This window comes from Pseudoalteromonas sp. KS88 (genome assembly GCF_004766475.1).
GTDB lineage: Bacteria > Pseudomonadota > Gammaproteobacteria > Enterobacterales > Alteromonadaceae > Pseudoalteromonas.
The window spans coordinates 31,873-53,588 of sequence record NZ_PYHV01000009.1 but is presented as its reverse complement, the minus strand read 5'-3'; the positions used below and the strand labels follow the sequence as shown (position 1 = coordinate 53,588).

Here is a 21,716-nt window from a genome sequence, read left to right as displayed (position 1 = left end):
TATCACCTTAGCTTCGTTGGCCAAAAATATCCGTGCCGATCCGTACCATGGTCGAGCCTGCAGCAATTGCTGCTTCTACATCACCACTCATACCCATCGACAAGGTGTCTATTTGAGGATATAAGGCCTTAAGTCTATCAAAGCAAGTCGCTAATTGCTCAAAATATTGTGTTTGTTGCTGTAAATCGTCAGTTTTTGCGGGGATAGCCATGATTCCACGTAACGTTAAATTTGCGCAATCATCAACATATTCTGCTAAATCCATAAGCTCGTCAGGGTGACAGCCCGATTTAGCTGGTTCTAAACTTATATTTACTTGAATTAATACGTTCAGTGGTGGTCTATTTTCTGGGCGTTGATCATTTAAGCGTTTAGCAATTTTTTCACGCTCAATGCTTTGCACCCAATCAAAATGTTTAGCGACCAACGCTGTTTTATTCGATTGAATAGGGCCGATGAAATGCCAAGTTATATCGCTATATTCTTCAAGTTGAATGGCTTTATCAACGGCTTCTTGAACATAAGATTCACCAAATTCTCTGTGCCCTTGCTGATAAGCGGCTAAAATGTATTCAGCAGGTTTTGTTTTTGATACCGCAAGTAAGCTGATATCGTGTTCATTACGGTGGCTTTTTTTTGCCGCATTTACAATTCTTGCATAGGCGGCGTTAAGTCGTTCTGGTATTGTAACCATATAATTATCAGTTGGTTGTGGAGTCATAAATGGATATTACCGAATTATTGGCCTTTAGTGTTCAACATAAAGCATCGGATCTGCACTTATCATCAGGTGTTGCCCCTATGATCCGTGTCGATGGCGATGTGCGTCGTATAAACATTCCAGCACTGGAAGATAAAGATGTAAACAGCTTAGTTTACGACATTATGAATGATAATCAACGAAAGGATTACGAACAAAACCTGGAAGTTGATTTCTCTTTTGAGGTGCCTAATTTAGCGCGTTTTCGTGTTAATGCTTTTAATTCTAACCGCGGGCCTGCTGCTGTATTTCGTACCATCCCAAGTGAAGTACTGACATTAGACGACTTGGGTGCCCCTGATATATTTAAAACGATTTCAGATAACCCTCGAGGTTTGGTGCTTGTCACGGGACCAACGGGCTCGGGTAAATCAACGACTCTGGCAGCTATGGTCGATTATATTAATCAAAATAAGCACCACCACATCTTAACGATTGAAGATCCAATTGAATTTGTCCACGACAATAAACTATCCCTGATCAACCAACGTGAAGTTCATCGCGATACACACAGTTTCTCCAATGCACTGAGAAGTTCGTTACGTGAAGACCCTGATGTTATTTTGGTAGGGGAATTACGTGACTTAGAAACCATTCGTCTGGCAATGACTGCAGCTGAAACCGGTCACTTAGTGTTTGGTACTTTGCATACTACTTCTGCGCCAAAAACCATTGACCGTATTATCGATGTGTTCCCAGGTGAAGAAAAAGACATGGTGAGATCCATGCTTTCTGAATCATTAAGAGCTGTTATATCACAAACCTTACTTAAAAAAGTGGGGGGAGGGCGAGTTGCAGCACACGAGATTATGATAGGCGTACCAGCAATAAGAAACTTAATCCGAGAGGATAAAATTGCACAAATGTATTCATCAATCCAAACAGGGTCATCTCATGGTATGCAAACCATGGATCAATGTTTAATCAATCTTGTCAATCATGGTGTTGTTTCCAACGCTGAAGCACGCGCTAAAGCGCAAGATAAAGCTAACTTTGGCGGTTAACCCTTTGCCCATGCAATAAGGAAAAGTATGTCTCACTCTCTAAATTACTTTTTACAGTTGATGATAGATAAGGAAGGGTCTGATTTATTTGTATCAAGCCAACTACCTGTCAGTGCTAAAATAAATGGTGAGTTGATCGCCTTAGGTGATGATAAACTTACTGATGAGGAGTCGCTCGCGTTTGTTGAATCAGCGATGAGCGAAAAACAAAAAGCAGAGTTTCATAACTCGAAAGAGTGTAATTTTGCCATTGCGACGGATGAAGGCCGATTTAGGGTTTCAGCTTTTTGGCAGCGCGATCGTGCAGGCATGGTCATTCGCCGTATCGTAACCCAAATACCGGACGTGAACGACCTAGGGCTGCCTTCAACATTGACTGATGTGATCATGGCTAAGCGGGGGTTGGTACTCTTTGTTGGTGGAACTGGAACAGGTAAATCAACGTCACTAGCTGCGCTACTCGGTTATCGTAATCGCAATCAGCGGGGACATATTCTAACAATAGAAGATCCGATCGAATTTGTGCATGAGCACCGTAAGAGTATTATTACTCAACGTGAGGTCGGTCTTGATACAGATAGCTTTGAATCTGCTTTAAAAAGCTCATTACGCCAAGCTCCTGACGTTATTTTAATCGGTGAAATTCGCTCACAAGAGACTATGGAATATGCACTTAGTTTTGCGGAGACAGGCCACCTTTGTGTAGCAACGCTGCATGCAAATAACGCCAACCAAGCTATTGACCGCATTATGCACTTGGTACCAAAAGAAAAACACGACAAACTCAAATATGATCTATCATTAAATTTAAGAGCAATTATTGCACAGCAATTGATACCAACCTCTGATGGCAATGGCCGTGTTGCTGCCATTGAAGTTTTGCTTAATTCTCCGATTGTAGGTGAGCTAATTAAAAAAGGAGATATTGGCGGAATTAAAGAAGCCATGGCAAAAGCCAAAGATATGGGCATGCAAACGTTCGATCAGGCTTTGTTTGAGCTTTATAAGCAACAACGTATTAATTACGCAGATGCGCTTCATCACGCTGATTCACCAAACGACTTACGTTTGATGATTAAACTTAGAAACAATGAACAGCAAGGAGCTGGCTTTTTACAAGGTGTAACCATTGATGGCTTAGACAACAAAGGTTAGCCGTATGCAGTTTGGCAAAAAATGGTTTTGTACTTTCTTTTTATTTTATTGCGTGTGCACGCCATTTTTTGTTGCCTCCCAGTCTGAACCCATTGCTATTTACCTTCGAGATGATGTTTATAATGACTATAAGCGTTTTTTAGGTGGTAAAGAGCCCATCCAAGTTAAAGATTTTAATACTAAGTTTATCCGTCGTGATGTGGTCGATATGATTATCGCCCAACAAGCGTTACACTTAGGTGGATTTACAAAAACCTTTGATTACCAAGTTGGAAAAATAAACTTTCGCAATACCCGCCTATTGGAAAAAGGAGATCTGTTAATCAGCTTTGATAGCTATTGGTATGAAGATACTAAGGCTTTTAATGGTGAAGTGTTTATCAGTGATCCGGTGATCCGTAAAGGGGAGTATTTTGCTGGTATTTTTGCCTCGCCTGACAACAAAGCTGTCTTTAATATAAAAAATCTGTCTGATTTTAATACTCTCACGAGTGTATCAACACCTCGCTGGCGAACCGATTGGCATACACTGTCGCAATTACCTCTTAAAGAGTTGATTAGGGAAGATGAGTGGTTAAGTCAAGTAAGAATGGTGTCTATGCAGTGGGTCGACTTTATGTTGATGCCATTAATGCCTGAAATGAATAATGAGTATGTACTTGAGGGAATTAAACTCAGTGCCGTCCCTAATATGCTTGTGTTATTAGATGACAGTCGTCACTTTGTTGTATCTAAATTACACCCTGATGGCTTGCGGGCTTTTAAAGCATTGCAAAAAGGGTTGAAAATTTTACGCGAAAAAGGCGCCATAGAAAAAGCATATCGCCAAGCTGGGTTCATACCACAGCTTAACGATCAGGTTATTATCAACTTACCACTTACCCGTAAGCTTGTTCAAAATAGCTTTCCAAAATAATGACAGCAGACATATTATCTACATTGCCTTTGCCTAAGCGCTTGTAGCCACCTTGTTCAAATAAACGCGCCTTGGCATCTGCCGTGGTTAAACGCTCGTCCTGAGTCTCCACAGGTAGGCCAAAATTGTTGTGAAGGCGGTTTGCAAACTTTTTAGCTTTAAAAGTAACTTCTTGATTAGTGCCATCCATATTTAATGGTAAGCCAACAACCAGCAAATCGGGTTGCCATTCATCAATATGTTTCTTTATAAAATCCCAATTTGGAATGCCGTCTTTTGCTTTCACAGCACTGAGACTTGATGCAGTGCCTGTTAATTCTTGGCCAATGGCAACACCAATACTGGTTGTGCCAAAGTCAAAGCCCATCACAGTACGTTCACCTTTGGGCTTGAGTTGTCTTTTGGTCATTGTATCTTCTGTTTTATCCAATAAAGCTTGAGCATTTAGGCGTGTCCAGCCTCAGTACAGAGTTGGCCAATGTCAAAACCGAGAGTTTCGACCGCTTTTTCCCAACGTTTTTCCACGGGAGTGTTAAAAATAATATCAGGGTCTGCTTTGATTATAAGCCAAGAGTTTTCTAGTAGCTCTTGTTCAAGCTGGCCTTGCTCCCATCCTGCATAGCCTAAAGTAATTATAAATTGCTCAGGTGCTTGTGTGGTTGTAAGGCTGGCTAATACATCTTTAGATGTGGTAATCATTATGTCACTGCTAAGCTCTTGGCTGGCAGCATAGCCGGGCTTGGGTGAGTGTAAAACAAATCCGCGGTCGGTTTTTACTGGTCCACCGGCGTACACTGCTACTTGTGCAGATTGATTTGATTTGTCGTTATCGATCTCAATTTTATCAAGTAAGTCACCAACGGTGATATTAATGGGTTGGTTAATCACCAAGCCCATAGCCCCATCTTCATTGTGCTCACAAATGTATGTAACAGCACGTTTAAAAAAAGGGTCTTGCATTGATGGCATTGCGATTAAAAAGTGATTTTCTAATGATTGCATAACGATACCCCTTATTTTGCCCCATTGCAGGGGGAGTCACTTTAATTAAGTAGCACGTTAACATGTGCTGCATTTATTTCAGTTAAATAGGAAAGCTTTGGTGCATCAAGATTTTTGTGATGTCGAAAGCTCTGGATTAAATTCACAAGCAAATAGAATGAAATATTAAGCTGTTAGAAATAACTCTAACACCAGAGCTCACATTTTTAGTAATTGAAGTATGGCATAGTTTGTTTAACTGCGACCTAATTTTTCTTCAATTGCATCAAATAAAATCCCAGTAATAGAAATATCAAACGCTGCTTCAATTTCTTTTACACACGTTGGTGCGGTAACATTTATTTCTGTAAGTTTGTCACCAATTATGTCCAAACCAACAAAAACGAGCCCTTTAGCTTTGAGTGTTGGTGCCACAGCTTGAGCGATCTTAAGGTCTGCGTCACTAATAGGACGAGCTTCACCGCGCCCTCCTGCAGCTAGATTTCCGCGTGTTTCACCATTTTGCGGTATGCGTGCTAAACAATACGGAATAACTTCACCATTAACGACTAATACGCGCTTGTCACCTTGTTTGATCTCTGGAATAAAGTTTTGTGCCATCGCAAAGCGTGTACCATGCTCTGTTAAAGTTTCACAGATCACGCCAAAATTGGCATCATTTTCAGTCACGCGGAAAATAGATGCGCCACCCATACCATCTAAAGGTTTGAGAATAATGTCTTTATGCTCCTTGAGGAACTCACGAATTTGATTTTTATCGCGTGTCACCAAAGTATCTGGCGTGTGCTCGCTAAACCAAGCTGTGAATAGCTTTTCGTTGGCGTCGCGCAAGCTTTGCGGTTTGTTGATAATTAACGTGCCTTCAAGCTCTGCGCGTTCAAGAATATAGGTTGCATAAATATATTCGGTATCAAATGGCGGATCTTTACGCATTAAAATGACGTCTAAATCGGCCAATGCAATTGTGCTCTTTTGTTCTAACTCGTACCAGTGATTTTCATCATCAAATACAGTTGCTTTAGCGGCTGTTGCATATGCCTTACCTTTACGCAGCGATAGGTCATCCATTTCCATGTAGTAGATTTCGTAACCACGGCTTTGAGCTTGCATCATCATTGCAAAGCCCGTGTCTTTTTTAATATTAAACCCGTTAATAGGGTCTGAAATGATACCTAATTTAATCGCCATGTTGTTACCTTACTAAATAAAGTGTTATTGATATGAGGGTAGTTTTAGTAATTTCAATTCGCTAAGTCACCAAACTGCAGTTGTAATGCACTTAAGACCGTTAAAGCGGCAGTTTCAGTTCGCAGAACACGTGGTCCAATACGGATATCGACAAATTCTTGCTCTTTAGTTTGCGTAATTTCTTCATCAGTAAAACCGCCTTCAGGGCCGACTAAAAAGCGCACACCGCTATCGGGCACGGTAATTGTTTTTATTGAATGCTCTGCTCTTGGGTGCAAAGTTAATTTTATTTCATCGCTTTTTTGGCGGAGCCAGTCACTGATATCAATCGGGGGGTGAATGGTTGTAATACGATTTCGGCCAGACTGTTCAGCCGCAGCAATCGCTATTTTTTTCCATTGTTGGTGCTTTTTGGCTAAGCGTTCTGCAGTTAACTTAACACCACATCGTTTGCTAAAAATAGGTGTTATCTCTGTAATTCCTAATTCTACAGACTTTTGAATGGTGAAATCCATTTTATCACCGCGAGAAATACCTTGGCCGAGGTGAATGCGTAGTGGTGACTCTACATCTATGTCATTGAATACAATTGGCATCGCAACCACAGACTTTTTGCCAACCTCTATCAATTCACATAAATATTCGCCACCTTGGCCATTAAATAGAGAAACTTGCTCACCAACTTTCATTCGAAGAACGCGACCGATATGGCCTGCAGCATCATCATCAAGTTGAACTGGGGTTGATAAAACAATATCGCTTGCTTGGTAAATATGAGGAACGCGCATGATGACCTTAAGATAAATAGCTAATATGGCTATGGTATGAAAGGCTGGGCTTGGGTGCAAATACTATTGTTACTGGAACAGAGCTAACTGTTGAGCTTTTCACTTAACGCGTCTAAATCTTGAGGGGTTTCTGCAATGTCACTTTGGCATGATAAGTGGTTGTTTTGTGCTTCATCTGCGACAGGCGTAAATTGAAAACCTTGCTCGCTTTCACTGACTAAAAAGCGCACGCTATGAAGCGAGTTATAAATAAAGCGTTGATTGTCATCAGCTAAAAGATAATCCGTTTGGTTGAATAAAACACCGTCAATTTCGTGATGCTCATGTAAGTAGGTTGCCAGCTCAGAGACGCTAATTTCATTCGCGAAGTCACAGTAACAATAATCTTTGATAAGTTGATCAAACATCAGCCTAACTAATTGGCGAGTATTTGCACCCGCTGATACTAGTGTGCTGTTTTTTGAGGCGCCAAAATAGTGCTCAGTAAATCGTCTACTAAACTCACTGTCATTATCAATCAATAAAAAGTTACTTACTTGAAACGGCATAAGGCCCCGCATTTTGGGTATTTTCAATAATTAAATTGAAAACATACTTATTAGTAAATAGCCTATAGCGCAAAAAACTGCAAACTCAATGCAGGCTATCCCAATGTTATCTTGATGATCAATCTCAAGCGCAGTATCAATATTAGGTAAAGAGATGTACTTGATGATGGACGTTAATATATACAGTAATAACCACATCGAGCCGCAATGTAAAGCTAATGTGAATAAGTTTTCGACCATTTTACCATTGTGGAAGGTAGCGCTGGCTAAACCAGCGTACATTGCTAATGCGAGGCCTATTGATTTTCCCGCATAACGAATGCCAATAGAGGTATTTTCTAGGTTAAAGTTGCTTTGTAATGAAGCACCTTGGTTTGCTTTTGCAAAACGGTATTCTCGTATTTTGCTGTCTAAGGCAAAAAAACCTTGTAGTAAAAAGAAGCTAACAAAAGCAATCAATAAACTACTAAACCCTTGGGTGTGGGACCAATTATATAATCCTAATGAAATTATGCAGTTAGCTATTAACATGCCAGAATCAACCATGGCTGCACATACATTTTGTTTTAAAATAGCGGCTTCTTCGTTAAAACGGTACAAAATCCATTTTCGATGAATTAGGTGACCAACTTTAATAAACGCGAACAACAGCACGATTAGAATCATAATTTTTAATGGGTTCGATTGTGCGGCGCTAAGGCTTATTTCATCAAATAAATAGGCAATGGTTGCAATGACTACAGTAATCTCTGAGGCAAAACTGATCCCCATTGCAAAGTTATCATGCTGCGCAAGCTCTTCTTTTAAAGCTTGTTTTGCCTTTAAGTGGTTTAATCCACGCAAACTAAAGACTGCGATACAAATAACTGTAAAACAAATAGCAATAGCCACTAAACTAGTGTTAGATAAAGACAAATATGACATGGTTAACCTAATTGGTTTTAGTATGTTAGTTATTCTAGTATGGATATGCTTGATATAAAAGAGAGTTTTTAATGAGTAAAAGTGCAATATTCCCCCAGCAATTACAAAAACTTGGCGAAGAACGATTTTCAGCGCTTTATGGGCAGCGGACGATTAATAAAAAAATAGTCCAATTATTGGGGTTAAGTGACTTTGCATGGCGCTGTCTCGACGCTCAGCCTGAACTCATTGATATGTTACTCTGTGAGCATGAAATGTCTCTTCGCGACTGCCCATGTCCATTTTTAGATTTTGACTTAACAGAATTAGAAGAAGCCGCAGGGTATAAGATTTTGCGCCAGTATCGTCAACGTTATTGGCTTAAAGTTGCCTTTCTCGATCTATGCTGTGGCAATGAAATTGCCGATAGTATTAACTATATTTCGCAATTGGCTGACAGCCTCATAAACGGCGCTAACCAATGGGCATTTTCACAGGTAGCTAAAGTGAATGGGCAGCCTGTAGATGAACAGGGCAATCCAATCCCTATGCTCGTTTTAGGTATGGGTAAACTCGGTGGACGAGAACTCAACTACTCTTCAGATATCGATTTGATTTTTGCTTACCCTCATACAGGCAAGACACAAGGTGGTAGGCGCTCTTTAGAAGCCCAAGTTTTTTACACCAAGGTCGCTCAAAAATTAATTGCAGCACTTAATCAAAATACAGCTGATGGCCAAGTGTTTCGTGTGGATATGCGATTACGCCCCTTTGGTGAAAGTGGCCCTTTAGTGATGAGTTTTAATGCCATTGAAGATTATTACCAAGAGCAAGGTCGAGAGTGGGAACGATATGCCATGCTCAAAGGGCGTTTAATTGGAGCACCTACTAACTACACTAACGAGTTTTATCAATTGTTAAAACCGTTCGTATACCGAAGATATATTGATTTTTCCGTCATTGAATCATTACGAAAAATGAAGCAAATGATAGCCCAAGAAGTTCGCCGTAAAGGCCTTACAAATAATATAAAGCTAGGGGCTGGAGGGATCCGCGAAGTTGAATTTGTCGTTCAAGCGCTGCAAATGGTACGTGGTGGCCGAGAAGCAAATTTACAAACGCAATCATTAATAAAAGCGTTGGCTCAACTAAGTAAAAACCAAGTTATTGCTCAAAGTGAAGCGCAGCTATTAGAACAAAATTATTTATATTTGCGAAAGATAGAGCAGTACTTACAGATTTTTGATGATCAGCAAACTCAGACTTTGCCTGATGATGAACTCAATCAACAGCGCTTAAATTATTTAACAGGCTACAGCGATTTTGAGCAAACGCTCGCAGATATAAATGTCAAAATGACCGCCATCCATGGTGAGTTCGAATTAGTTATAGGCTATGAGAATGAACCTGACGACCCTTGTGAAAGTGCTTTTGTTAGTGCCTGGGAGCATGGTGATATAAGTCTGCTCACGGAGCCAAATGATGCATGGCAGCAACCACTAAATGACTTTAAAGGGCGCTTAGCTAAGGCAAAAATAGGGCTGCGCGGCCGTGACATTCTCGACAAACTGATGCCACTGTTGTTAAAGCAGCTTTCGCAGTGCAATGCTTCAGGTGATGTTTTTAGAATGATTAGCCAAGTGCTTAATAAAATTATTTCGCGTACTGCATACCTTGAGCTGCTTTTTGAAAACCCAGGAGCATTGAAACAGCTTGTGTCTTTATGCTGTCACAGCAAATGGATTGGAGAACACATTTCTCGCTATCCTATTCTACTCGATGAACTTATCGATCCTGCAGTGCTTTATAAACCTACATCGCTTAGCGCTTATAAAGATGAAATTCGTCAATACTTTTTACGTATCGATAACGAAGATTTAGAGCAGCAAATGGAAGCGCTACGTCAATTTAAGCAAACTCATCAATTGCGGATTGCTGCGGCTGATGCTACTGGCGTGCTTGATGTTATGAAAGTGAGCGATCACCTGACAGCACTTGCAGAAGCGATTGTAGAACAAGCGATTAATATAGCGTGGCAGCAAATGGCTTTACGGTTTGGCACACCGCCTAAAACAAACGACGAAAACAAAGGGTTTGGAGTGATTGCGTATGGTAAAACTGGCGGCTTTGAAGTTGGCTATGATTCCGATTTAGATCTTGTTTTTGTTCATAATCACGATGGCACAAGTCACACGAATGGCGATAAAGGAATTTCTTCTAGACAATACTATTTAAAGCTAGCTCAGCGTTTAATGCACTTATTCAACACTCGCACAGCATCGGGTATCCTTTATGAACTCGACACAAGGCTCAGACCCGAAGGCGCATCAGGGTTAATGGCTATAAACCTAGAAAGCTTTAATCATTACCAACAAACTCAAGCATGGACATGGGAGCATCAAGCGTTGGTTCGTTCACGCATGATTTTCGGCCAAGTTGAGCTGGTGGAGCGATTTGCACAAATTCGTCTTGCAATATTATGCCAAGCCCGTGATCAACAACTGTTGCGTGATGACGTTATTAAAATGCGGGAAAAAATGCGTGGTCACTTAGCCAAGGGCAGTAGTCTGTTATTTGATTTAAAGCAGGATGCAGGTGCAATGACTGATATTGAATTCATAACACAATATTTAGTACTTAAAAATGCGCATACATTTGAGCAGCTAACGACTTACTCGGACAACGTTAGAATTTTAACCGATGCGGCAAAATTAGGATGTATCAGTCAAAAAGTTAAAGAAGGGCTGATAGCGGCCTATATTGATTATCGCTCGCACTATCATGTCCTAAGTCTTGATCAAAAAGGACGTTGTATTGAACGTGAGCGTGTTAAGCAACATATTGATTTAGTGGTTAATGCTTGGCGCAGCATTTTTGCATTAGACAAATAGGGTCAACAGACCCTAACTTTTTAAACGGCGGCAGTTTTCACGTACATATTCAGAGGGTAGTTCGGTAATAACGGCTGCTCTTTGTTTATAACAAAAAAACGTGTACACCTCATTTTCAAAGTCATCGTTGATTGCACGGCCAACTTGATACAAGGTGGAGTTAAAATTACTGTCGACGCGAAAATGATCTTTAACAACATAATCTTTACTTAGATACCAATACAAAACAATGTCTTCTTCGCGAGCGTAATTAGAAAGCACTTTTTTTAATGTAGATCCATTTTCAAAACGTCTTGGCATTAACTCTCCAGACCAATTGGGCGTTGATGGCTCAACAACTTTGGCTCGCTCAATCAATGCAGCATCAATATTTACGTCAGGCGCAGAGAGTTTTAATACATATTTATCACGCTCATTACTTTTGTTTATTTGGTTGCGTAAAGACGCATAAAAACGAGACAGCCCTTGCGCAGCGGCATTGGTCGATTCTTTTACGTTAACGACAGGGCCGTGGCCAAATAAAAAATAAAGAGCAGCCAATATGAGAATAACAGCTAATGATAAATGCTTAACCCAAAACCACATAATTAATACTCTTGTTTATTTTTGTTTATAAAATCATATTCAAAACGCAAAGTCACCTGCTACTTGTAATAAGACGGTGCATTTTCATCAGGACGAGTTTTAAAACGCCTGTGTAACCACATATACTGCTCAGGTGCGATGTTGACTGCTTGCTCCATACGTTGATTAACCCGTGTTACATCGGTTTTATCATCGCCGCTAGGGAAGTTATTGAGCACGGGTAATACTTCCAAATGATATTTCCCCTGTTCATCACGGCGACTTGTAAGACTGACAACTTCGCAATGTTTACTTGCAGAAAAAAGTAAGGTACCAGTCGTGCTTGCTGCATCGGGTACTGCAAAAAATGGCACAAATTCACAGCGTTTACGGCCATAATCTTGGTCCGGTAAATAATAACAAACCTTTTTATTTTTAAGCGCTTGTAATAGACCTTTTACATCTCGCTTGCCCACGAGGTACTCATTGGAGCGTAAACGGCCTTTTGTAGTAAAGTATTCCATTAATGGGTTGTTATGGGGGCGGTAAAAGCCAACACCTTGGCACTTGATACCCATTACACGGCCAGTCATTTCCAAATGCAGCATGTGAGGCACCAAAAGCAGCGCGCCCTTTTTTGAGCGCTGAATGCTCTCTAGGTGCTCAATGCCTTTAAATGAACCGCATACTTTGTTTATTCGCCATTGTGGCCACCACCATGCCATACCGGTTTCCATCATTGCAATGCCAGTATTTTCCATATTCTTTAAAACGAGCTGTTGCTGTTCTTGGGCCGATAATTCTGGAAAGCATAGTTTGACGTTTACTTCAGCAATATGACGGCGCTTTTTCATAAAGCGGTGAACTAATCGGCCTAAATACTTGCCCATGGCTAACTGTAATTTTTGCGGAAGCCAAGAGATTACATAAAGGAAAAACACACCTACCCACGTAAGCCAATAACGGGGACCTAAAAAAGACAACTTAAAAGCAGAAGAGTTAACCACAAAAACATCTCAAACGTTAAAAAAGGCAGTTTAACTGTAAGCGATAAAAAATACAAAAAAGCCAGCATAAAGCTGGCTTTTAAAAGAAATTTTAAAGTTGTTTAAATTTCCTTTAAACCTTGGTTAATGGCAACTAAGTCTTCGCTCGTTAATGTGCCAGCAGCTTGTTTTAAGCGCAATGTAGAAACAACATAACGATAACGAACATTCGCTAAGTTACTTTTTGCGTTAAATAGATTCTGTGTGCTGATGAGTACGTCAACAATAGTACGTGTGCCAACTTCAAAGCCTGCTTCAGTCGCTTTTAGCGCACTTTCAGCTGAAACAACAGCTTGTTCAAGCGCTTTGAAAGTTGCAATGTCTGATACAACTTGATTATAAGATGTAATTACAGAGCGGGTAACACCACGAAGTGAAGACTCTAAATCTTCACTCGCTGCAACATAAAACGCACGTGCTTGGTCTGTCGCAGCCGTTGTTGCTCCACCAGAGTAGATTGGTACACTAAAGTTAAGGCCTACTGTTGTGCTATCACCACGAGGCTTCATATTATTACGCGCAGTGTCAGTTAATGAATCGCCATAAGTTGCGCTAAGAGTTAATTTTGGATAATGCCCTGCTTGAGCCAAATCGATTTGATCTTTCGCGATATCAACAGTGACTTTCGCAACTTGAAGGTTCAAATTGTTTTGTTCGGCTATTTTTACGAAATCAACCGATTGTTTGTTAGGTTTAACCGTTGAAAATGTCTCGGTGTTTAAAGTATCGAGTTTTGCATGATATTTACCGGTTATTTCACGCAGTAACTCACGTGCTGTTTCAACTCCATTTTTAGCAACAATTTCTTGTGCGACTGAGTTATCGTACTGCGCTTGTGCTTCGTGTACATCAGTTATCGCTGTTAGGCCAACGGCATAGCGCTGCTTTGTTTGCTCGAGTTGACGTTCAATAGCACGTTTTTCAGATTGCACAAATTCAAGCTTATCGATAGCACTCAATACGTTAAAGTAACCATCTGCTACGCGTACAATCAAATCTTGTTGTGCAAAGTCATATTGTGCTGTTGCTTGTAAAGCTTGTTTATCTGCAATACCAAGAGAATTCCATGCACCTAAGTCAAAAAGAGTTTGGTTTAAAGTTAAACCACGGCTGAAGGTGTCAGATTCACTCTCTATTTTTGCATAACCAAGGGCATCGGTGCCATCATATGAGGTGCCATCTCTTTTTTCATAACCCATCGAGAAACCGATTTGAGGAAGTAAGGCACTTAAAGCACGGTCACTGTTATAAGATTGCGCATCGGCTTGAGCCTTTGCTTTTAAAACAGTGGGATCATTTGCAGTGGCGATTTCGTATACTTGTAATAGATCTTCAGCATTTGATGCTGTAGCAGTCAATGCACATGATAAACCGATCAGCGCAGATAAAATGTTCTTTTTCATTGGTCGTTCAGTCCTTAGACAATTTGCGTACTAAAAGCATGTTAACCTGTTTTGTAAAATAACAACAAAAAAATTGTGTAAAACAGCGCAAACAAGTGTAACAGAATATAATAGCTCACAAACATTTTGAGTTAAGCAACAAATAATGGAGCTGTAATGGCAAACAAAATAATCAATCAATTTAACAATGATGATGTCAAATTGGAGCCAATTGAAAATTTATATGATGGCTTTTTTAAAATTAACTTATACCAGTTTAAACACGCGTTGTTTGCAGGTGGAGAGTCACAGACCATCAAACGCGAAATTTTAGAGCGCGGAGATGCGGTGGCTGTATTGCCCTATGATCCTAAAACAGATCAACTATTACTCATTGAGCAAATTCGCATTGGCGCTATACGTAGTAAGGACTCGCCTTGGTTGCTTGAATGTATAGCTGGAATGACAGACCAAAGCACCGATTATGAAGCAGTGGTCAAACGCGAAGCACTTGAAGAAGCGGGGCTTGAATTACAGCACCTAGAGTATATGTTATCTTATTTATCTAGCCCGGGTGGAACGACAGAGCGGTTATATTTGTACTTAGCGCTTGCGGATTTGAGTAATTTGCAAAGTGGTGTTTTTGGTCTTGAAACTGAAGGCGAAGATATTAAGACTCACATCATAAGTTTTAACGATGCCATTGCGCGTTTAAATAATGGTGAAATAGACAATGCAGCCACTGTGATTTCATTACAGTGGCTGGCGCTAAATCGTGAGCGTGTACTAAATCAATCTAAATAAGCTACCTTTAACCATTAACTTTAGGGCGCAAATTTGACATCAATAGCAGTGAAACAACGATATATTCAAAGTCTACCTAAGTACCTTACTTTATGTGAGCACAACTATTTGCGCGCATTAAAGTTATTGCCAGCTAAAAAAGAGATAGCAGAAAAACGCCAAGTACAATTAGGGGGACATCAATTTGAAATTAAAATAGATGGTTGTGCCAAATACACCATGGATATCTCAATTACTCAACTATCGGGCACGATTAAGCGGATGAGCCCTCTTTTTTTGACGGTCAGACTTTATCACGACGCTAAGGTAGCTGAAATTATCCATCATGATTATCATCAAAGAATTAAGCCTTCTTATGGTTACCCCAATCCACTAATGCATCAAAAAGATGAAAAATATCAACTTAATGCATTTTTATATGATTGGTTAGTGGCATGCGTTGAAAGTGGCCGCTCTGTACTGAATTGGGATGTAAACAATGGCTTGGTTTGATGATAGCTTAAAGCTTGATACAAAGACGTTAAAACTTGCGCACATTACCGACAGCCACTTATTTGCACAATCTGATGGTGAATATTTTGGTGTTAATACGGCCCAACACTTCGCTGCATGTTTGTCGCACATGGCAACACAAAATTTCGATTGTGTGATTTTTGGTGGTGATTTAACACAAGATCATAGCCAAGAGTCGTATACGTTATTTGCTCAATTAATTGAGCAATCGCCATTAAGCTGCCCAGTTGTTTGGCTGCCAGGTAATCATGACGAGATTGAGTTACTGACACAGTTAAGTAACAAGCAGATTTCAAATGCCAAGCTCATTAATGCAGATGGTTTTGATATTTTACTTCTTAATTCAAAAGGCATTACACCTGCTGGGTGGGTTACACAATCACATTTGGATGATATTACTAACTATTTAGCCTCATCACAGCGCCAAAGCATTGCTTTTTGCCATCATAACCCTTTGCCTATTAACGGGTATTTAGATAAACACATGTTGGAAAATGGTCCGCAATTACTCAATGTATTGAATAACAGTAATCAAGTTAATTGGCTTTTTCATGGACATGTTCATAATGACTATGACTTTCACTTTCGAAATGTGAATGTAGTTGCCACTCCAGCAAGTTCGGTACAATTTACCAAAAATACATCACAATGGTTGCAGCAAAACCTCGGGCCTACGTATCGAATGATGACTGTATTTAAAAATCATGAAACACAGAGCTTATGCTGTGAAACGGATGTAATATGGCTAAAAGAGTAATCTATATTCACGGTTTTAATAGCAGTGAAAAGTCATATAAAGCTGTGCGCTTTGGTGAGTATATGGCACACTACAATGTAGAATATTGTGTACCGCGCTTAAGTCACGAACCATTGCATGCAATAATTCAACTGGAGCAATTATTAACGCCAAACTCGGTTTTGATAGGTAGCTCACTAGGTGGGTTTTATGCCACTTATTTATCACAAAGGTATCAGCTTCCTGCAGTGCTAATAAACCCTGCGGTTAAGCCGTTTTTATTATTAAGTTCATTTTTAGGGTCGAATTATAACCCGTATCAAGATACCCATTACGAACTAAATAAAAGCCATATTAATGCGTTAAAAGCACTTTTTGTAACACAGTTGAAGCAGCCCTCGCTACTGTATTTATTACAACAAACTGGCGATGAAGTACTCGGATTTGAGCAAGCAGTAAAATATTATTCGCAATGCAAACAGCATGTTGAATTTGGAGGTGATCATAGTTTTAAAAACTTTGAGAGCACCTTTGAAAGCATTGTGGACTTTCTTAAAATCACGTAAAACATAGCTAAGCACATAAAAAGATAAAAACTATGAGTCAGCAAAATTATAACGCCGAAGCCATTGAAGTATTAAATGGCTTAGAACCAGTTAAACGTCGTCCTGGTATGTACACTGATACCACACGGCCCAATCATTTAGGCCAAGAAGTCATCGACAATAGTGTGGATGAAGCGATGGCTGGGCACGCGAGCAAAATAGATGTCATTCTGCATGAAGATAACTCGTTAGAAGTTTCAGATGATGGTCGTGGTATGCCTATTGATATTCACCCTGAAGAAGGTATTCCGGGTGTTGAACTGATTTTTACCAAACTACATGCTGGTGGTAAGTTTTCAAATAAAAACTACCAGTTTTCAGGCGGTCTCCATGGTGTAGGTATTTCAGTTGTAAATGCATTATCAACGCGAGTTGAAGTGATTGTTCGTCGCGATGCCCAGCAATTTATGATGGCATTTGAAAATGGCGATAAAGTTGAAGACCTCAACGTTATTGGTACAGTGGGTAAACGCAATACGGGCACTACTGTTAGGTTTTGGCCTGATGCAAGCTATTTTGACTCGGCAAATTTTTCTCTGACGAAGCTGCATCATTTATTAAAAGCTAAAGCGGTTTTATGCCCAGGTTTACGAATTAAGCTAATCAATAAGCAAACCAAAGAAACCCAAGAATGGTATTACGAAACGGGCTTGCGAGATTATTTAAATGAAGCAGTGAAAGGCTATGAGGTCATCCCTAAAGATCCGTTTACTGGCGAATTTTCAAGCTCGACAGAAGGCGCTGATTGGGCGGTTGTTTGGTTGCCAGAAGGCGGCGAGTCGATTGCTGAAAGTTATGTAAACTTAATCCCAACAGCGCAAGGCGGTACGCATGTTAATGGCCTTCGCCAAGGTTTGCTAGAAGCAATGCGTGAGTTTTGTGAGTTTAGAAACTTGCTTCCTAGAGGGGTAAAACTAACGCCAGATGATATTTGGGAGCGTTGTAGCTATGTTTTATCCGTTAAAATGCAGGACCCACAGTTTGCCGGTCAAACTAAAGAAAAATTATCCTCTCGGTCTTGTTCAGCATTTGTATCGGGGATAGTTAAAGATGCATTTAGCCTTTGGCTAAATGAACATACAGATATTGCAGAGCTGTTATCTGAACTGTGTATCTCTAATGCGCAACGCCGACTACGCGCGGCGAAAAAAGTAGTGCGTAAACGTGTAACAGCAGGACCTGCATTACCAGGTAAATTAACCGATTGTAGTGCCGCTGATAATGACCGTACTGAACTTTTCTTAGTGGAGGGTGATTCAGCAGGCGGGTCAGCTAAACAGGCGCGAGATCGTGAGTTTCAAGCGATAATGCCCTTGCGTGGTAAAATCCTAAATACATGGGAAGTTGAGTCTGGACAAATATTAGCCTCACAAGAGGTGCATGATATTTCGGTTGCATTAGGAATTGATCCTGATTCAAATGACATTTCAGGCTTACGCTACAATAAAATATGTATATTGGCTGATGCTGATTCGGATGGGCTGCATATTGCGACGCTTTTATGTGCATTATTTGTTCGTCACTTCCCTACCTTAATTAAGGAAGGACATGTGTATGTAGCTATGCCGCCACTATTTAGAATCGACATCGGTAAAGATGTGTATTATGCACTAGATGAAGATGAAAAAACGGGCATATTAGCGCGAATCGAAGCAGAGAAAAAACGCGGTAAAGTGAACGTACAACGATTTAAAGGATTGGGTGAGATGAACCCATTGCAACTTCGCGAAACAACGATGGATCCCAATACACGCAGGTTGGTGCAATTGACACTGGACGAAGAAGAGCAGACCTTAGAAATGATGGACATGTTGTTGGCTAAAAAACGCTCATCTGATCGCCGTCAATGGCTAGAAGATCATGGAAATCGTGCGCAAGTATAAACTCGAAGGTATCTTATGTATCGACAACAAAATAGCAGTTTACTATTAGCTAGTTTACACCGCTTAACAATAAGCTGCTTTTTTGTTTATTGTTTGTTTGTATCAGCCGCTAGTTCAGGCGCGATACAAGAAGATAAATGGTTAGAGGAAAAAATATCAACTGCTGAAAAAAACAGTATCAAACACCCAAGTTTAGCCATTGATTACCTACTGGATTTACTTCGCAATAATGGCGGGAAATTAACCGATTTACAACATTCGAAGTTACAAATAGAGCTTGCAAGAAACTACCTTTTTAATGGTCAGTTGAGCGAAGCTCAAGCTTTAGAACAACAAATTAGTGAGCACTTGGATGAGCTGGATGTAACAACTCAGATTCATTATTGGATGATAAAGTCAGATATAAATATGTATTTGGGAAGTGCCGAACTTGCCTTAGCAAATTTAAATAAAGCGAAAGAGCTGGTTGAACCTCTTAATGATAGCGTTTTACTTGCAGATGTTTACTCGGATTTAGGCGATTTTTATTTAAATAACCATGATGAAGTCAATGCGATAGATTACTTTTATAAGGCTTACGCATTGGTTCGCTCAAGTGGGAATAGACTAAAGCTAGCGTATCTTGATGGCAGCATTGCACGAACGTATGAAGCGTTATTTGATTATGAAAAAGCCATTGAACTACAAGAAAAGGCGCTTAAATACTTTTTAGAAAACGATCTTAAGTTTGACACTATGGTGTCATATTATTATTTAGCTAAAACGTATTTAGATGTTGGCCGTGCTGGCGATGCAAATGAATTAGCCAATAGAATCTTAACAATAAATGATAAGTTAAATACCCCCAGTTTTGATTACTATGCTTATATTTTACTGACTCAAGGTTATTTAGCATTGGATAACTTGGTAAAAGCCGAGCATTTTTTGAGTTTAAGTGCCTCTTGGTTATCAGAAATCGAAGATATTAAAAGTATTATTAGATACCAATTAATTCAGGCTCAGATAGAGATTGAAAAAGGTGAGTTGGATTTAGCTTTACGAACTTTTGACAGCGTTGAAGAAAAAATTAAAACCATTCCAGTCCAAAATAGTATTACTTTTAGACTCCAGCTCATTGAACTAAAAAGTAGACATGCCATTTTAACTGAACAGTACCAGCAAGCTGTCGCTTTTCAGCAGGCTTATATTAACCTCAATAAGCAGTATTTTAATAAAGTGAGGGAGCTATCTCGCTCTCGCTATAAAGTGCAATTTGAATTGAAAAAAACCGAACTTGAAAACCAACTTCTAGAAAAAGATAAAGAGCTAAAAGACGCCAGATTAACAGAGTTTGAGCAACAGGAAGTACTCCAAAAAACAATCATGGTAAGTGTATTATTGCTATCAGTGGTGTTTTTACTTTTTGCATGGCGCCAATACAGACTTAAACGAAAGTTTAGCGTACTTGCCAATACTGACTATTTAACGGGTGTTGCAAATCGTAGAAAAATAATGGATCTAGCAGAGCTGCAATGGCAGGAACTATCGAAAACTGACAGTCGCTTCTCTCTTATTAGTTTTGACTTGGACCACTTTAAAAGAATTAACGACGAATATGGGCATCCTGTGGGGGATCTTGTATTAAAAAGAGTGGTGATATTAGCTCAACAAGCTATTCGTAATATTGATTGTTTAGGCAGGATTGGCGGCGAAGAGTTTTTAGTTGTGTTAAATAATACAAATCAAACCGAAGCAACTGAAATTGCATATCGCATCAAAAGTGCAATAGAAAAAGAGACTATAGATTGTGAAAATGGGCAAACAGCAAAAGTCACTGTCAGTTTGGGGGTTACTCAAAAAAGCAGCCAAACTGACACATTCAAAGACTTACTGAAGCAAGCAGATAAAGCCTTGTATTCAGCTAAAACGAAGGGTCGAAATAGGGTGGAAGTTTATGAATAAATTACGCATGTTATTCGTTTTACTTGGGTGTTTAAGTATGCCAGCTTTTGCAGTGGACATACTCAAAGAGCTGAGTGTGGCTGACGGGTTCAAAATTAGTTTATTCGCAGATGATGTAGATAATGCAAGGCAGCTGGCAGTATCAAAAAAAGGGATTGTTTACGCCGGCTCTCGTAAAGCTGGTAAGGTGTATGCGCTGATTGATCACAACAGTGATGGCGTTGCAGATAAAAAAATAGTGATTGCGAAAGATTTGAATATGCCCTCGGGCTTGGCAATGAAAAACGGTGACTTGTACGTTGCAGAAGTTGAGCGAATTATTCGTTTTAAAGATATCGATAAACACTTAAAAAAACCAACGTATGAAGTAGTTTATGATCAATTTCCTACCGATCGCCATCATGGTTGGAAGTTTATTCGCTTTTCACCGACGGGTGAGTTAATAGTGCCTGTTGGTGTACCATGTAATGTGTGTGCTGAAAACGAAAAATACGGGCGTATATTCTCATTAAATATAGACACAAAAGAAATTCAAACCATTGCCAAAGGGGTGCGAAACTCAGTTGGGTTTGATTATCACCCTAGTACGCAAGCATTCTGGTTCAGCGATAATGGCCGCGATATGATGGGCGATGACCTGCCACCTTGTGAAATTAACCGTGTTAGCGAAGAGGGGGATCATTTTGGCTTTCCTTATGTCCATGCGGGTTCAATTTTAGATCCCGAGTTCGGCATAGGCAAAAACATTACTGATTACAAAGCACCCGCTTTAGCGCTTGGAGCCCATGTTGCTCCATTAGGTGTGCATTTTTATAAGTCAAAACAATTTCCAGTAAACTATCAGCAGCAGTTATTTGTGGCTGAACATGGTTCATGGAATCGCAGTAAAAAATCAGGATATAAAGTGGCTGTTGCCACTATTGAGCAAGGACGTGTGATAAAATACACGCCGTTTATAACGGGCTTTATGAAAAACGAAGAAACGTTGGGTCGTCCGGTTGCGTTTGCAGAACTTGCCGATGGCAGCTTATTGATCTCAGATGATTATGCCAATGTGATCTACCGTGTAAGCTATAAAAAAAATTAG

21 protein-coding genes are annotated in these 21,716 nt (G+C 39.9%); 11 read left to right on the top strand and 10 right to left on the bottom strand.

Annotated elements, in window-relative coordinates; genetic code table 11:
- Window positions 1-7 precede the first annotated feature (7 nt).
- Window positions 8-721 carry a YggS family pyridoxal phosphate-dependent enzyme gene (locus C7Y70_RS05975; RefSeq protein ID WP_135473752.1) on the bottom strand — a complete coding sequence of 238 codons (714 nt, stop codon included), beginning with the start codon at window positions 719-721 and terminating at the stop codon, window positions 8-10.
- A gap of 2 nt (window positions 722-723) precedes the next feature.
- On the opposite strand from C7Y70_RS05975, the gene C7Y70_RS05970 reads away from it, so the two are divergent.
- Genes C7Y70_RS05970 through C7Y70_RS05960 form a run of 3 tightly spaced genes read left to right on the top strand, consistent with a single transcriptional unit; the run spans window position 724 to window position 3,835 of the window.
- A complete protein-coding gene (locus C7Y70_RS05970; RefSeq protein ID WP_099296268.1) occupies window positions 724-1,764 on the top strand; it encodes a type IV pilus twitching motility protein PilT in 1,041 nt (346 codons plus the stop codon).
- A 27-nt stretch (window positions 1,765-1,791) separates the two neighbouring features.
- A complete protein-coding gene (locus C7Y70_RS05965) occupies window positions 1,792-2,919 on the top strand; it encodes a PilT/PilU family type 4a pilus ATPase (RefSeq protein ID WP_099296269.1) in 1,128 nt (375 codons plus the stop codon).
- A gap of 4 nt (window positions 2,920-2,923) precedes the next feature.
- Window positions 2,924-3,835 (top strand): hypothetical protein, encoded by a 912-nt coding sequence (locus C7Y70_RS05960; protein ID WP_237114022.1) that lies wholly within the window; start codon window positions 2,924-2,926, stop codon window positions 3,833-3,835.
- Here C7Y70_RS05960 and ruvX read toward each other — a convergent pair.
- The 6 genes from ruvX to C7Y70_RS05930 form a co-directional block, all read right to left on the bottom strand.
- Window positions 3,798-4,244 carry a Holliday junction resolvase RuvX gene (ruvX, locus tag C7Y70_RS05955; RefSeq protein WP_099296270.1) on the bottom strand — a complete coding sequence of 149 codons (447 nt, stop codon included), beginning with the start codon at window positions 4,242-4,244 and terminating at the stop codon, window positions 3,798-3,800. The genes C7Y70_RS05960 and ruvX overlap by 38 nt on opposite strands.
- Window positions 4,245-4,279: 35 nt before the next feature.
- The gene (locus C7Y70_RS05950) at window positions 4,280-4,837 is read right to left on the bottom strand and encodes a YqgE/AlgH family protein (protein ID WP_099296271.1); all 558 of its coding nucleotides are present in this window, start codon (window positions 4,835-4,837) and stop codon (window positions 4,280-4,282) included.
- Window positions 4,838-5,071: 234 nt separating this feature from the next.
- On the bottom strand, window positions 5,072-6,025 hold the full coding sequence (gene gshB / locus C7Y70_RS05945; RefSeq protein ID WP_135473751.1) for a glutathione synthase: 954 nt from the start codon (window positions 6,023-6,025) through the stop codon (window positions 5,072-5,074).
- A 53-nt stretch (window positions 6,026-6,078) separates the two neighbouring features.
- Complete coding sequence (rsmE, locus tag C7Y70_RS05940) at window positions 6,079-6,813, bottom strand: 16S rRNA (uracil(1498)-N(3))-methyltransferase (protein ID WP_135473750.1); 735 nt, start codon at window positions 6,811-6,813, stop codon at window positions 6,079-6,081.
- A gap of 83 nt (window positions 6,814-6,896) precedes the next feature.
- On the bottom strand, window positions 6,897-7,361 hold the full coding sequence (locus tag C7Y70_RS05935) for a hypothetical protein (protein WP_135473749.1): 465 nt from the start codon (window positions 7,359-7,361) through the stop codon (window positions 6,897-6,899).
- A 30-nt stretch (window positions 7,362-7,391) separates the two neighbouring features.
- Window positions 7,392-8,285 (bottom strand): hypothetical protein, encoded by an 894-nt coding sequence (locus C7Y70_RS05930; protein ID WP_135473748.1) that lies wholly within the window; start codon window positions 8,283-8,285, stop codon window positions 7,392-7,394.
- 71 nt (window positions 8,286-8,356) lie between these two features.
- Between C7Y70_RS05930 and glnE the strand changes: the two genes are divergently transcribed.
- Window positions 8,357-11,155, top strand: coding sequence for a bifunctional [glutamate--ammonia ligase]-adenylyl-L-tyrosine phosphorylase/[glutamate--ammonia-ligase] adenylyltransferase (gene glnE, locus C7Y70_RS05925; RefSeq protein WP_135473747.1), 2,799 nt, complete (start codon window positions 8,357-8,359; stop codon window positions 11,153-11,155).
- A gap of 12 nt (window positions 11,156-11,167) precedes the next feature.
- Here glnE and C7Y70_RS05920 read toward each other — a convergent pair whose 3' ends face one another.
- The 3 genes from C7Y70_RS05920 to tolC form a co-directional block, all read right to left on the bottom strand.
- On the bottom strand, window positions 11,168-11,740 hold the full coding sequence (locus C7Y70_RS05920; RefSeq protein ID WP_099296277.1) for a TcpQ domain-containing protein: 573 nt from the start codon (window positions 11,738-11,740) through the stop codon (window positions 11,168-11,170).
- Between the two features lie 59 nt (window positions 11,741-11,799).
- The gene (gene lpxL, locus C7Y70_RS05915) at window positions 11,800-12,726 is read right to left on the bottom strand and encodes an LpxL/LpxP family Kdo(2)-lipid IV(A) lauroyl/palmitoleoyl acyltransferase (RefSeq protein ID WP_135473746.1); all 927 of its coding nucleotides are present in this window, start codon (window positions 12,724-12,726) and stop codon (window positions 11,800-11,802) included.
- A gap of 101 nt (window positions 12,727-12,827) precedes the next feature.
- Entirely contained in the window at window positions 12,828-14,168 is a 1,341-nt protein-coding gene (gene tolC, locus C7Y70_RS05910) for an outer membrane channel protein TolC (protein WP_099296279.1), read from the bottom strand.
- A 156-nt stretch (window positions 14,169-14,324) separates the two neighbouring features.
- Between tolC and C7Y70_RS05905 the strand changes: the two genes are divergently transcribed.
- From C7Y70_RS05905 to C7Y70_RS05875, 7 genes are read left to right on the top strand one after another with little or no spacing between them, the layout of a single operon-like run.
- A complete protein-coding gene (locus C7Y70_RS05905; RefSeq protein WP_135473745.1) occupies window positions 14,325-14,951 on the top strand; it encodes an NUDIX domain-containing protein in 627 nt (208 codons plus the stop codon).
- A 33-nt stretch (window positions 14,952-14,984) separates the two neighbouring features.
- Entirely contained in the window at window positions 14,985-15,443 is a 459-nt protein-coding gene (locus tag C7Y70_RS05900) for a DUF1249 domain-containing protein (protein WP_135473744.1), read from the top strand.
- Window positions 15,430-16,221, top strand: coding sequence for a metallophosphoesterase (locus C7Y70_RS05895; protein WP_135473743.1), 792 nt, complete (start codon window positions 15,430-15,432; stop codon window positions 16,219-16,221). The genes C7Y70_RS05900 and C7Y70_RS05895 overlap by 14 nt, the downstream gene beginning before the upstream one ends.
- Window positions 16,206-16,766, top strand: coding sequence for a YqiA/YcfP family alpha/beta fold hydrolase (locus tag C7Y70_RS05890; RefSeq protein WP_135473742.1), 561 nt, complete (start codon window positions 16,206-16,208; stop codon window positions 16,764-16,766). The genes C7Y70_RS05895 and C7Y70_RS05890 overlap by 16 nt, the downstream gene beginning before the upstream one ends.
- A gap of 32 nt (window positions 16,767-16,798) precedes the next feature.
- Window positions 16,799-18,688 (top strand): DNA topoisomerase IV subunit B, encoded by a 1,890-nt coding sequence (gene parE, locus C7Y70_RS05885; RefSeq protein ID WP_099296284.1) that lies wholly within the window; start codon window positions 16,799-16,801, stop codon window positions 18,686-18,688.
- A 15-nt stretch (window positions 18,689-18,703) separates the two neighbouring features.
- On the top strand, window positions 18,704-20,629 hold the full coding sequence (locus tag C7Y70_RS05880; RefSeq protein WP_135473741.1) for a tetratricopeptide repeat-containing diguanylate cyclase: 1,926 nt from the start codon (window positions 18,704-18,706) through the stop codon (window positions 20,627-20,629).
- Window positions 20,622-21,716 (top strand): PQQ-dependent sugar dehydrogenase, encoded by a 1,095-nt coding sequence (locus tag C7Y70_RS05875; protein ID WP_135473740.1) that lies wholly within the window; start codon window positions 20,622-20,624, stop codon window positions 21,714-21,716. Before C7Y70_RS05880 ends, C7Y70_RS05875 begins: the two co-directional genes overlap by 8 nt.